The organism is Streptomyces sp. NPDC030143, assembly GCF_055573695.1.
This window is the reverse complement of sequence record NZ_JBVIAY010000025.1, coordinates 43598-55804: the sequence shown is the minus strand read 5'-3', so window position 1 is coordinate 55804 and position 12207 is coordinate 43598. Positions and strand designations below refer to the sequence as shown.

10 protein-coding genes are annotated in these 12207 nt (G+C 73.0%); 6 read left to right on the top strand and 4 right to left on the bottom strand.

From position 1 onward, the window contains the following. Position 1: 1 nt before the first annotated feature. The 3 genes from ACZ4YY_RS31505 to ACZ4YY_RS31495 all read left to right on the top strand — a co-directional run bounded on the left by ACZ4YY_RS31505 (position 2) and on the right by ACZ4YY_RS31495 (position 2013). Positions 2-652 (top strand): AIM24 family protein, encoded by a 651-nt coding sequence (locus ACZ4YY_RS31505; protein WP_468298099.1) that lies wholly within the window; start codon positions 2-4, stop codon positions 650-652. Continuing rightward, entirely contained in the window at positions 649-1443 is a 795-nt protein-coding gene (locus tag ACZ4YY_RS31500; protein WP_468298097.1) for an AIM24 family protein, read from the top strand. Before ACZ4YY_RS31505 ends, ACZ4YY_RS31500 begins: the two co-directional genes overlap by 4 nt. 93 nt (positions 1444-1536) lie before the next feature. Beyond that, a complete protein-coding gene (locus tag ACZ4YY_RS31495; RefSeq protein ID WP_468298095.1) occupies positions 1537-2013 on the top strand; it encodes a MarR family winged helix-turn-helix transcriptional regulator in 477 nt (158 codons plus the stop codon). Between the two features lie 58 nt (positions 2014-2071). On the opposite strand, the gene ACZ4YY_RS31490 is transcribed toward ACZ4YY_RS31495, so the two are convergent. Beyond that, positions 2072-3508 (bottom strand): sensor histidine kinase, encoded by a 1437-nt coding sequence (locus tag ACZ4YY_RS31490; RefSeq protein ID WP_468298093.1) that lies wholly within the window; start codon positions 3506-3508, stop codon positions 2072-2074. Then, the gene (locus ACZ4YY_RS31485; protein WP_468298091.1) at positions 3505-4173 is read right to left on the bottom strand and encodes a response regulator transcription factor; all 669 of its coding nucleotides are present in this window, start codon (positions 4171-4173) and stop codon (positions 3505-3507) included. Before ACZ4YY_RS31485 ends, ACZ4YY_RS31490 begins: the two co-directional genes overlap by 4 nt. 131 nt (positions 4174-4304) lie before the next feature. Here ACZ4YY_RS31485 and ACZ4YY_RS31480 point away from each other — a divergent pair, with 131 nt between their 5' ends. Beyond that, the gene (locus ACZ4YY_RS31480; RefSeq protein ID WP_468298089.1) at positions 4305-4937 is read left to right on the top strand and encodes a PepSY domain-containing protein; all 633 of its coding nucleotides are present in this window, start codon (positions 4305-4307) and stop codon (positions 4935-4937) included. A gap of 134 nt (positions 4938-5071) precedes the next feature. Here ACZ4YY_RS31480 and meaB read toward each other — a convergent pair whose 3' ends face one another. Next, complete coding sequence (gene meaB / locus ACZ4YY_RS31475; RefSeq protein ID WP_468298171.1) at positions 5072-6028, bottom strand: methylmalonyl Co-A mutase-associated GTPase MeaB; 957 nt, start codon at positions 6026-6028, stop codon at positions 5072-5074. Positions 6029-6074: 46 nt separating this feature from the next. Continuing rightward, on the bottom strand, positions 6075-7289 hold the full coding sequence (locus tag ACZ4YY_RS31470) for an acetyl-CoA C-acetyltransferase (RefSeq protein ID WP_468298087.1): 1215 nt from the start codon (positions 7287-7289) through the stop codon (positions 6075-6077). A 150-nt stretch (positions 7290-7439) separates the two neighbouring features. Here ACZ4YY_RS31470 and mce point away from each other — a divergent pair, with 150 nt between their 5' ends. Together mce and scy are read left to right on the top strand one after the other, a co-directional pair. Beyond that, positions 7440-7880: a methylmalonyl-CoA epimerase gene (gene mce, locus ACZ4YY_RS31465; RefSeq protein ID WP_468298085.1), complete on the top strand. Its 441-nt coding sequence runs from the start codon at positions 7440-7442 to the stop codon at positions 7878-7880. Between the two features lie 235 nt (positions 7881-8115). Next, positions 8116-12030, top strand: a complete 3915-nt coding sequence (scy, locus tag ACZ4YY_RS31460) for a polarized growth protein Scy (RefSeq protein WP_468298083.1) — start codon at positions 8116-8118, stop codon at positions 12028-12030. The last annotated feature ends 177 nt before the right edge of the window (positions 12031-12207 follow it).

Sequence of the window (12207 nt, the reverse complement as noted above, 5' to 3'; positions counted from 1 at the left end):
CATGCCCTTCCGTGAGATCAACTCCAAGATGGTCGAGGCGACCGTGGTGCCCGGGCAGCGGCTGTTCAGTCAGCGCGGCGCGATGCTCGCCTACCGGGGCGACGTGTCCTTCACGCCCAACCTCCAGGGCGGCCAGGGCGGGGTGATGTCGATGATCGGCCGTCGCCTGGCCAACGAGGACACCCCGCTGATGACGGTCGAGGGCAGCGGCACGGTCCTGTTCGGACACGGCGGACACCACGTCCAGGTCATCCGCCTCACCGGCGACACGCTGTACGTCGAGGCCGACCGTCTCCTCGCCTTCGAGGGCACCCTCCAGCAGGGCACGATGTTCCTGGGCTCGCAGGGCGGCGTCATGGGCATGGTCCGCGGCCAGATCAGCGGCCAGGGCCTGTTCACCACGACCCTCCAGGGACACGGCGCGGTGGCCGTCATGGCCCACGGCGGGGTCTTCGAGGTCCCGATCACCCCGCAGCGGCCGGTGCACGTCGACCCGCAGGCCTACGTCGCCCACCACGGCGACGTCCGCAACAAGCTGTCGACGGCCCTGGGCTGGCGGGACATGGTGGGCCGCGGCTCCGGCGAGGCGTTCCAGCTGGAGCTCAGCGGCCACGGCACGGTGTACGTCCAGGCGTCGGAGGAGAAGCTGTGACCACCTACCCGGGCGCGCAGCCCACCGTCTTCGACCCCGTGACGCTGCCGGTCGACGACAACGTCAACGCGTACACCTTCTGCGTGGAGCTCAAGGGGAGCCAGTGGTTCCTGCAGAAGGGGAAGATGATCGCCTACTACGGCTCGATCGACTTCAACGGCGTCGGACACGGCCGACTGGACCGTCTGGTGCGCACGTCGTTCCATTCGCCACTGCACGCGAGCGACTGGGTGGTGGCCGAGGGCTCGGGCAAGATGCTCCTCGCCAACCGGGCCTTCGATGTGAACTCCTACGACCTGGACGACGGCAATCTGACCATTCGCTCGGGCAATCTGCTCGCTTTTCAGCCAAGTCTGTCACTGAAGCAGTCGATCGTTCCGGGTTTTCTGACGCTGATCGGAACCGGCACGTTCGTGGCGGCGTCAAACGGTCCGGTGGTGTTCATGGAACCCCCGATCCGGGTGGACCCGCAGGCGCTCGTCGGCTGGGCCGACTGCCCGTCCCCGTGCCACCACTACGACCACGGGTACATGACGGGCGTGCTGGGCGGTCTACGTGCGCTGACGGGCCTGGGCGGGGCTTCCGGGGAGGAGCACCAGTTCGAGTTCGTCGGCGCCGGCACGGTCCTGCTCCAGTCCTCCGAGGCCCTCATGGCCGAGCAGGCCACGGGGGTCGTTCCGCACGAGCCGGGGGTGCCCGGGGGCGGGCACCCGGGAGGTCACGGCGGGGCGGCCGGCGCACCGCGCCTTCCCGGACAGCTCGGGGACCTCCAGCGGCGCTTCGGGCTGTGAGCGGTAGTCTGCGGAGTGTGACGTCGAACGCGTGCGCACCGTCACAACCGCCCTCACTAGTTCACCTTTCAACATTTTAGGTAGACTTCACTTATGGAGACCGAGACGGCCACGCGCTGGCTGACCGATGCGGAGCAGTGCGCCTGGCGCACCCACCTGGAGGTCAACAGGCTGTTGACGTACCAGCTCGAGAAGGACCTGCAGCCGTTCGGCCTGACAATGAACGACTACGAGATCCTGGTGAACCTCTCCGAGTCGGAGGGCGTGCGGATGCGGATGAGCGATCTCGCCTCCGCGACCCTCCAGTCCAAGAGCCGCCTCTCACACCAGATCACCCGCATGGAGAACGCGGACCTGGTACGCCGGGAGAACTGCGAGTCGGACCGCCGCGGCCTGTACGCGGTGCTGACCGAGCACGGCCTGGAGACGATGAGGAAGGTCGCGCCACACCATGTGGCGTCCGTGCGCCGGCACTTCATCGACCTGCTCTCCCCCGAGGCCCTGGACGAACTCGACAAGGCCCTGAAGCCCATCGCGGACCACCTCCGCGGGCAGCGGGGACGCCCGTAGCACCCTCGGGCAGGCGTCCGGACGCAGATCCGCTCCCGGAGGGGCGGCGGGCCCGCTTTCAGGCGATCGGCAGGCGGAGTTCGAACAGGGCTCCGCCTGCCGGTGTGTCCCGCCCCGACCGCACCGTGAGTGTGCCCCCGTGCCGTACGGCCACGTCACGGGCGATGGCCAGCCCCAGCCCGGCCCCGCCCTCGTCCCGGCTGCGCGCGTCGTCCAGCCGGACGAACCGCTCGAAGACGCGCTCCCGGTCGGCCTCGGGCACCCCGTCCCCGTCGTCGGCGACCTCGACGACGGCCCACTCCCCCTCCTGCCGCACGGCCACGGCGACCGCCGTCCGGGCGTGGCGCTGCGCGTTGTCCAGCAGATTGGCGAGCACCCGACCCAACTGCCCGCGCGATCCGGCCACGTCCACCGGCCGGGCGTCCACGGAGACCCCCGACCGGTGCGCCGTCTCCTCGCGGGCCAGCTCCGCCAGGTCCACCCGCGCGCCCGCCGGCCGCTCCCCCGCGTCCAGCCGCGCCAGCAGCAGCAGGTCGGCGGCGAGGTGCTGCAACCGAACGGTGTCCTCGACGGCGCCCGTCAGGTCCAGCAGCCCGGGGTGCGCGGCGCCCACTTCGAGCTGGGTGCGCAGGGAGGCGATGGGGCTGCGCAGCTCGTGCGAGGCGTCGGCGACGAAACGGCGCTGCCGCTCCACGGCCGTCTCCAGCGCCGCCAGCGTCTCGTTCGTCGTCCGGGCGAGCCGGGCGACCTCGTCGTGGGTGTCCGGTTCGGGCACCCGGCGCGCCAGGTCCGCGGAAGCGGTGATCGCGGCCATCTCGGCGCGAATGCCCTCGACCGGAGCGAGCGCCCGTCGGGTGACCCGCCAGGTCGTGCCCGCGACGACCGCGAGCAGCAGCGGGAAGCCGATCAGCATGACGGTGAGCGCGGTGCGCACGGCGCCGTGCTCGGCGGCCAGGGGCGCGCCGGCGTACACGGTGAGCGTGCCGCGCTCGGGCGTCTCGACCGGTACGGCGGCGAAGCGGTAGCCGGCGCTCTCGCCGTCGACGGTGGCCGAGCCGTCGCTGTAGGACGCGTCCTCGCCGATCTCGCCGGACCGGAGCGCCGCGCCCGGGTCGTCGTCGGAGGCGTCGTCGGTGTCGTCGTAGCCCTCGCCGGCGGCGCCGGCGGCCGGCGACGCGGGCACGGGCCGGACCGCGTCCGTCCCCGTCCCGCTGATCCGCTCGAGGTTCTCCCCGGCCGCGACCAGGGTGCCGTCCCCGGCGACGACCTGGACGGGGTGGTCGTCGTCCAGGGAGAGCCGGTCGGGGGGCTGACCGGCGGCCAGCCGGGCGGCGACCTCCCGCGCGGTGCGCTCCGCCGCCGCGCTCGACCGGCCGCTCAGATCGGACCGCAGCGACAGCAGGACGGCCGCGCCGGCGGCGACCAGCGCGACGGCGACGACGAGGGTGGCGCCGAGCGTGGCCCGGGACCGGACCGAGCCGAACAGCCGCCTCACCGCGCCGCCTCCAGCCGGTACCCGGCGCCGCGGACCGTCCGGATGAGCCCGGCGCCCAGCTTGCGGCGCAGCGCGCTGACGTACACCTCGACGATGTTGGGGTCGCCGTCGTAGGCGAAGTCCCAGACGTGGTCGAGGATCTCGGCCTTGGAGACCACCTCGCCGGCCCGCACCACCAGCTGCTCCAGGACGGCGAACTCCTTGGCGGTGAGCGTCACCTCCTCGCCGCGCAGCAGGACCCGGCGGGCGGCGGTGTCGACCCGCAGCTCGCCGAGGACGTGCACCGGAGAGGCCCCGGCGCCCTGTCCGCGCCGCCGCAGCAGCGCCTTCACGCGGGCGACGAGGACGACGTACGAGAAGGGTTTGGTGAGGTAGTCGTCGGCACCCGTGTCCAGGCCCTCCGCCTCGTCGTACTCGCCGTCCTTGGCGGTGAGCATGAGGATCGGGACGTCGTTGCCGGCGGCGCGCAGGGCGGAGCAGACGCGGTAGCCGTTCAGGCCGGGCAGCATGATGTCGAGGACGACCAGGTCGTACGGCACCTCGCTCGCCCGGTGCAGGCCCTCCAGGCCGTCGTGGACGACGTCCACGGCGTAGCCCTCGGCGGTCAGGCCCCTGGCCAGGGACACGGCGAGTCGTTTCTCGTCCTCGACGATGAGCAGGCGCATGGGCACCAGGGTGGCAAACGGAACCTGAAGTGATCTTCAGGGGGCTTCAGGTTCCCCTCAGCGTCCTTCGGCGAGGGTGGTTCCCGTCGCGAACGAAACGACGCAACCGACCCCACTCGGGAGGAACCACCATGAAGCGCAAGCTCGTCATCGCCGCCGTCGCCGCGTCCGTCGTGATCGGCGGGGGCACGGCGGTCGCCTTCGCGGACGACGACGCCCGCGACGGCGCGGCGGACGCGCGCACCGTGCAGCCCGCGAACGCCGGCACGGACGACGACATCCCCGCGGACGACGGCCCGGACAAGGGCACGGACACGGACGCGGACGACGCCACCGACGCGGACGCCGCGGCCGGCCCCGCGCGGGCGACCGCCGCCGAGGCCATCGCCGCGGCGCTGAAGCACACCGCGGGCACCGCAGTCGGCGCCGACCGCGAGGACGACGGCAAGGAGGCGGGCCGGTGGCACGTGGACGTCGTCACGTCCGACGGCACCGAGTACACCGTCACCGTCTCCCAGGACGACGGCAGGGTTCTCGGCGCCCGGCGCGACACCGACGACGACGGCCGCGCGGAACTGGCCGCGCTGAAGGGCACGGGCGTCGACGCCCGGGAGGCCGCGCTGGCCGTGGCGGCCCACGGCGCGGTCACCGACGTCGACCTGGACGACGACGGCGCCACGGCCTGGAGCGTGGACACCGGCACGGGCGGCGAGTGGACCGTCGACGCCCGGACGGGCGAGGTCGCCCAGGACCACGACGACTGACGGAGGACAACCGGGTGCGGGGCACGAGGTCGCTCGTGCCCCGCGCGGGTTCGGTCACGACCGCGGACGGTTCGCGCGCGCGAACCGTCCGCCCGCCTCTCGGGACGGGCGGCCGGGTGCGGCCGCGGCGGGCGTCAGCCCTCGGTGAGCCCCGCCACCAGTTCGTCCGCCGCACGGTAGGGGTCGAGCTCGCCCGTCACGATGCGCTCCGCCAGCGCGCTCAGCCGCCGGTCGCCGTGCAGGTCGCCGATGCGTTCGCGCAGGGCCGTGACGGCGATGGTCTCGACCTCACGGGCGGCGCGGGCCCGGCGGCGGTCGGCGAGGACGCCGTGCTCCTCCATCCACGCCCGGTGCTTCTCCAGCGCCTCGACGACCTCGTCGACGCCCTCGCCGCGCGCGGCGACCGTCTTCACGATCGGCGGGCGCCAGTCGCCGGGGCCGCGGGCCTCACCGAGGCCCAGCATGTGGTTCAGCTCCCGGGCGGTGGCGTCGGCGCCGTCGCGGTCGGCCTTGTTGACGACGTACACGTCACCGATCTCCAGGATCCCCGCCTTGGCGGCCTGGATGCCGTCACCCATGCCGGGGGCGAGCAGGACCACGCTGGTGTCGGCCTGCGAGGCGATCTCCACCTCCGACTGGCCCACGCCGACCGTCTCGACGAGGATCACGTCGCAGCCGGCCGCGTCCAGTACACGGATGGCCTGCGGGGCGGCCCAGGCCAGGCCGCCGAGGTGACCGCGCGTGGCCATCGAGCGGATGTAGACGCCGGGGTCGGAGGCGTGGTCCGACATCCGGACGCGGTCGCCGAGCAGGGCGCCGCCGGAGAACGGCGACGACGGATCGACGGCCAGGACGCCGACCCGCCTGCCCTGCCTGCGGTAGGCGGTGACCAGCGCCGAGGTGGACGTCGACTTGCCCACGCCCGGCGAGCCCGTCAGACCGACCACATAGGCGTTGCCGGTGAGCGGGGCCAGGGCCGCCATGACCTCCCTGAGCTGCGGGGACGCACCCTCCACCAGGGAGATCAGCCGGGCCACGGCCCGTGGCCGGCCTTCCCTGGCCTGGGCGACCAGCGAGGAGACGTCCTGCATCACAGCTCCGTTCACGAGTTCACGGGAGAGGGTCGGGCGGGGAAGCTCAGGCCTTGGGCACCCGGACGATCAGCGCGTCGCCCTGGCCGCCGCCGCCGCACAGCGCGGCCGCGCCGACGCCGCCGCCGCGCCGCTTGAGCTCCAGGGCCAGATGGAGCACGAGCCGGGCGCCGGACATGCCGATCGGGTGGCCCAGGGCGATGGCACCGCCGTTGACGTTCACCTTTTCCGTGGACACCCCGAGGTCCTTCATTGACTGGACCGCGACGGCGGCGAAGGCCTCGTTGATCTCGACGAGGTCGAGGTCGGAGACCTCCAGCCCCTCCTTCTTGAGGGCGTGCAGGATCGCGTTGGACGGCTGCGACTGGAGCGAGTTGTCCGGGCCTGCCACATTGCCGTGGGCGCCGATCTCGGCGATCCACTCCAGGCCCAGCTCCTGCGCCTTGGCCTTGCTCATCACGACCACGGCGGCCGCGCCGTCGGAGATCTGCGAGGAGGAGCCGGCCGTGATGGTGCCATCCTTGGCGAAGGCCGGGCGCAGCTTGCCGAGGGACTCGGCGGTGGTCTCGGGGCGGATGCCCTCGTCCTTGCTGAGGACGACCGGCTCACCCTTGCGCTGCGGGATCTCCACCGGGGTGATCTCCGCCTCGAAGAGGCCGTTCTTCTGCGCGGCGGCGGCCCGCTGGTGGGAGAGCGCGGCCACGGCGTCCTGGTCCTCGCGGGCGATCCCGAGGCGCGTGTTGTGCTTCTCGGTGGACGCGCCCATGGCGATGCCCTCGAAGGAGTCGGTCAGGCCGTCGTGGGCCATCGCGTCGAGCATCTCGATCGCCCCGTACTTGAAGCCCTCGCGGGACTTCGGCAGCAGGTGGGGGGCGTTGGTCATGGACTCCTGGCCGCCCGCGACGATCACGTCGAACTCACCCGCGCGGATCAGCTGGTCGGCCAGCGCGATCGCGTCGAGACCCGACAGACACACCTTGTTGACGGTGAGCGCCGGGACGTTCATCGGGATGCCGGCCTTGACGGCGGCCTGGCGGGCCGGGATCTGCCCCGCGCCGGCCTGGAGCACCTGGCCCATGATCACGTACTGCACCTGGTCGCCGCCGATCCCCGCACGGTCGAGGGCGGCCTTGATCGCGAAGCCGCCGAGGTCGGCTCCGGAGAAGGACTTCAGGGAGCCGAGCAGCCGCCCCATGGGCGTGCGGGCGCCCGCGACGATCACCGAGGTCGTGCTGTTCGTTCCGGACGTTGCAGAAGTCATGGGATGCGATCCCCTATCCGGCCTGCACTGGCCGAGGAGTGAACGAGGGTTTACTTCGAATGTACTGAGCGGTACTCCATCGCGTCACCTGGCTGTCGGTGTGATCGCTCGCACGTTGCGTAACCACCTCCGGAGCGCTGCACTGAATCCATGCTGACGCGAATCGACCACATCGGGATCGCCTGCCACGACCTCGACGCCACCGTCGAGTTCTACCGCTCCACCTACGGCTTCGAGGTCTTCCACTCCGAGGTCAACGAGGAGCAGGGCGTGCGCGAGGCCATGCTCAAGATCAACGATACGTCCGACGGCGGTGCCTCCTACCTCCAGCTCCTGGAGCCGACCCGGGAGGACTCCACGGTCGCCAAGTGGCTCGCCAAGAACGGCGAGGGCGTGCACCACATCGCCTTCGGCACGGCCGACGTCGACACCGACGCGGCCGACATCGCCTCCAAGGGCGTACGCGTTCTGTACGAAGAGCCGCGACGCGGCTCCATGGGGTCACGAATCACGTTCCTGCACCCCAAGGATTGCCACGGAGTACTGACGGAACTGGTCACATCGGCCCCTGTTGAGTCACCTGAGCACTGACCCTCGTACATATGGGCCGGTAGGGTTGGGGGCGGTCGCCGCTCGTGCCAGGGCGACCGGTGTCCTGCCGCCCGTCGGCAGGACCCAGCCGGGGTCCGGGTTTCGGGGGACGAGCGTCGGGGCGGCAGCCCGTGCTCCGCCGTTGATCTGACACCATTCCCCGGGGGCCCCGTTCGGCGGATGGACGGAGCTCGTTCGGAGAAGGTTGCGACCAGGGGACGGATGGGACCGCGCAGTGCGGGGCTACGAGAGCCAGGAGCGGGAGCCGGCGGCTGACGTCGACCACCTCACTCGGTTCGAAGCCGAGATGAAGCGGCTGAAGACCGAGCGGGAAAAGGCGATCCAGCACGCCGAGGACCTCGGCTACCAGGTCGAGGTGCTGCGCGCCAAGCTGCACGAGGCGCGGCGCACCATCATGTCCCGGCCCGCGTTCGACGGCGGCGACATCGGCTACCAGGCCGAACAGTTGCTGCGCAACGCGCAGATGCAGGCCGACCAGATCCGCGTCGACGCCGAGCGCGAGCTGAGCCAGGCGCGGGCGCAGACCCAGCGCATCCTCCAGGAACACGCCGAGCAGGCGGCCCGGCTCCAGGCGGAGCTGCACCAGGAGGCGGTCACCCGGCGTCAGCAGCTCGACCAGGAGCTCGCGGAGCGCCGCCAGACCGTCGAGTCGCACGTCAACGAGAACGTGGCGTGGGCCGAGCAACTGCGCGCCCGCACCGAGGCCCAGGCGCGCCGGCTGCTCGACGAGTCGCGCGCCGAGGCCGAGCAGGCCCTCGCCGCCGCCCGCGCCGAGGCCGAGCGGCTGGCGACGGAGGCCCGGCAGCGGCTCCAGAGCGAGGCCGAGGCGGCCCGCGCGGAGGCCGAGCAGCTCCTGCGCCGTGCCCGCACGGACGCCGAGCGCCTGCTGAACGCCGCCTCCACACAGGCCCAGGAGGCCACCGACCACGCCGAGGCGCTGCGCACCTCCACGGCCACCGAGTCCGACGCGGCCCGCCGCCAGGCGGGTGAGCTGAGCCGCGCCGCCGAGCAGCGCATGACCGAGGCCGAGACCGCGCTGCGCGAGGCCCGCGCCGAGGCGGAGAAGCTCGTCGCCGAGGCGAAGTCGGCCGCCGAGAAGGCGCTCGCGAGCGCCGAGTCGGCCAACGAGCAGCGCACCCGTACGGCGAAGGAGCAGGTCGCCCGGCTGGTCAGCGAGGCCACCAAGGAGGCCGAGTCCACCAAGGCGGACGCCGAGCAGCTCGTCGCCGACGCCCGTGCCGAGGCCGAGAAGATCGTCGCGGAGGCCGCCGAGAAGGCCCGCACGATCACCGCCGAGGAGAGCGCGACCCAGCTGTCGAAGGCGGCCAAGACCGCCGAGGACGTCCTCAACAAGGCGCAGGAGGACGCGCAGCGCACCACGAAGGCCGCCGCCGAGGAGGCCGAGCGCATCCGCCGGGAGGCCGAGGCCGAGGCGGACCGGCTGCGCGCCGAGGCGCACGACATCGCCGAGCAGCTCAAGGGCGCGGCGAAGGACGACACCAAGGAGTACCGCGCCAAGACGGTCGAGCTGCAGGAGGAGGCCCGCCGGCTGCGCGGCGAGGCCGAGCAGCTGCGTGCCGACGCGGTCGGCGAGGGCGAGAAGATCCGCGCGGAGGCCCGCAAGGAGGCCGTCCAGCAGATCGAGGAGGCGGCCAAGACCGCCGAGGAGCTGCTGTCCAAGGCCAAGGCCGACGCCGACGAGCTGCGCCAGAAGGCGACGGCGGACAGCGAGAAGGTCCGCACCGAGGCCATCGAGCGCGCCACCGCGCTGCGCCGGCAGGCCGAGGAGACCCTGGAGCGCACGCGCAAGGAGGCCGAGCGGCACCGCGCCGAGGCCGACGAGCGGGCGGAGGGCATCACCGCCGACGCCGAGCGGGCCGCCCGCGAGCTGCGCGAGGAGACCGAGCGCGCCGTCGAGGCCCGGCAGGCGGAGGCCGCCGAGGAGCTGACCCGGCTGCACTCCGAGGCGGAGGCCCGCCTCGGAGCCGCCGAGCAGGCGCTGACGGACGCCCGTGAGGAGGCCGCGCGGATCCGCCGTGAGGCCGTCGAGGAGACCGAGCGGCTGCGGGCCGAGGCCGCCGAGCGGATCCGTTCGCTCCGGCAGCAGGCCGAGGCCGAGGCCGACCGGCTGCGCACCGAGGCCGCCGCCGACGCGTCCGCCTCACGCGCCGAGGGCGAGGCCGTCGCCGTACGGCTGCGGTCGGAGGCCGCGGCGGAGGCGGAGCGGCTGAAGTCCGAGGCGCAGGACACCGCGGACCGGGTGCGCGCGGAGGCGCAGGCCGCCGCCGAGCGACTGGCCGCCGAGGCGTCCGAGACGCTGGCCGCCGCCCAGGAGGAGGCCGCCCGGCGCCGCCGCGAGGCCGAGGAACTCCTCGGCTCGGCCCGGCAGGAGGCCGACCAGGAGCGGCAGCGGGCCCGCGAGCAGAGCGAGGAGCTGCTGGCGTCTGCGCGTCGGCGCGTGGAGGACGCGCAGGCCGAGGCCGAACGGCTGGTGGAGGAGGCCGACCGGCGCACCACCGAGATGGTGTCGGCCGCCGACCAGCACGCGCAGCAGGTGCGCGACTCCGTGGCCGGGCTGCACGAGCAGGCGCAGGAGGAGATCACCGGACTGCGTTCGGCCGCCGAGCACGCGGCGGACCGCACCCGGCGGGAGGCCGAGGAGGAGGCGGACCGGGTCCGCGCCGACGCCTACGCCGAGCGCGAGCGGGCCAGCGAGGACGCCTCCCGGCTGCGGCGCGAGGCCGGCGAGGAGACGGAGGCCGCCCGGGCGCTCGCCGAGCGGACCGTCCAGGAGGCGATCGCGGAGGCGGAGCGGCTGCGCTCGGAGAGCTCCGCGCACGCCCAGCGGGTGCGCACGGAGGCCTCGGACGCCCTGGCGGAGGCCGACCAGGCCGCCGCACGGACCCGGGCCGACGCCCGCGAGGACGCCAACCGCATCCGGTCGGACGCGGCGACGCAGGCCGACACCCTCATCACCGAGGCGCGCTCCGAGGCGGAGCGGTTGCAGACGGAGACCATCGCCGAGGCCGAGCGGCTCCAGTCGGAGACGGCCGCCGAGGCGGAGCGGGTGCGCACCGCGGCCGTCGAGGAGGCCGAGCGGCTGCGGGCCGAGTCGGTCGCCAAGGCGGAGAAGCTGATCGGGGACGCCTCCGGCGACGCGGAGCGGCTGCGCGCCGAGGCCGCCGAGATGGTGGGTGCCGCGCAGCAGCACGCCGAGCGGATCCGGCGGGAGGCCGAGCGGGTCAAGGCGGAGGCGGCCGCGGAGGCCGACCGGATGATGAGCGTCGCCCGCGAGGAGGCCGACACCACGCTGGACGAGGCGCGCAAGGACGCCAACAAGCGGCGCTCGGAGGCGGCCGAGCAGGTCGACACGCTCATCACGGAGACCACGGCCGAGGCCGACAAGCTCCTCACCGAGGCGCAGCAGCAGGCGTTGAAGACGACCGCGGAGGCGGAGGCGCAGGCCGACTCGATGGTCGGCGCGGCCCGCCGGGAGGCCGACCGGCTGGTCTCCGAGGCGACGGTCGAGGGCAACGCGCGGGTGGAGAAGGCCCGTACGGACGCGGACGAACTGCTGGTCGGCGCGCGCCGCGACGCGACCGCCATAAGGGAGCGGGCGCAGGAGCTGCGCGACCGGATCACCGCCGAGATCGAGGAGCTGCACGACCGGGCCCGTCGCGAGGCCGCCGAGACGATGAGGTCGACCGGTGACCGCTGCGACGCGCTGATCACGGCCGCCGAGGAGCAGCTGGCCAAGGCGCAGGCCAAGGCCAAGGAGCTGGTGTCGGAGGCCAACTCGGAGGCCGGCAAGGTCCGCATCGCCGCGGTGAAGAAGGCCGAGGGGCTGCTCAAGGAGGCCGAGCAGAAGAAGTCGGCGCTGATCAAGGAGGCCGAGGAGCTCAAGGCCGAGGCGATCCGCGAGGCGCGGCGCACGGTCGAGGAGGGCAAGCGCGAGCTGGAGGTGCTGGTCCGCCGGCGCGAGGACATCAACGCCGAGATCTCGCGGGTGCAGGACGTGCTGGAGGCGCTGGAGTCCTTCGAGGCGCCCGCGGCGAACAAGGACGGCGGCGTCAAGGCCGGCGCGACGGTCGGAGCCCCTCGATCGGGTGGCAAGTCGTCGGACGGCTAGCCAAGTGGGGGGGTTACGTTGAAGTCTGGGGCCTTTGACCAACTCTTTGGCAAGCAGTCGGCCGGTTAGCCACCCAAAAGGGGTGTCCTTCTTCAGATCAAACACGCATCCGCTCGATGACACACTGCTTCGGCCCCTAGGATTCCCCTATCACCTCACCGGTCTCATTCGACAGGA

Excerpts from the sequence above, each read along its gene's own strand:
- ACZ4YY_RS31505 (WP_468298099.1), top strand. The coding sequence starts at position 2 with ATGCCCTTCCGTGAGATCAACTCCAAGATGGTCGAGGCGACCGTGGTG.
- ACZ4YY_RS31495 (WP_468298095.1), top strand. The coding sequence starts at position 1,537 with ATGGAGACCGAGACGGCCACGCGCTGGCTGACCGATGCGGAGCAGTGC.
- ACZ4YY_RS31485 (WP_468298091.1), bottom strand. The coding sequence starts at position 4,173 with ATGCGCCTGCTCATCGTCGAGGACGAGAAACGACTCGCCGTGTCCCTG.
- ACZ4YY_RS31480 (WP_468298089.1), top strand. The coding sequence starts at position 4,305 with ATGAAGCGCAAGCTCGTCATCGCCGCCGTCGCCGCGTCCGTCGTGATC.
- meaB (WP_468298171.1), bottom strand. The coding sequence starts at position 6,028 with ATGCAGGACGTCTCCTCGCTGGTCGCCCAGGCCAGGGAAGGCCGGCCA.
- ACZ4YY_RS31470 (WP_468298087.1), bottom strand. The coding sequence starts at position 7,289 with ATGACTTCTGCAACGTCCGGAACGAACAGCACGACCTCGGTGATCGTC.
- mce (WP_468298085.1), top strand. The coding sequence starts at position 7,440 with ATGCTGACGCGAATCGACCACATCGGGATCGCCTGCCACGACCTCGAC.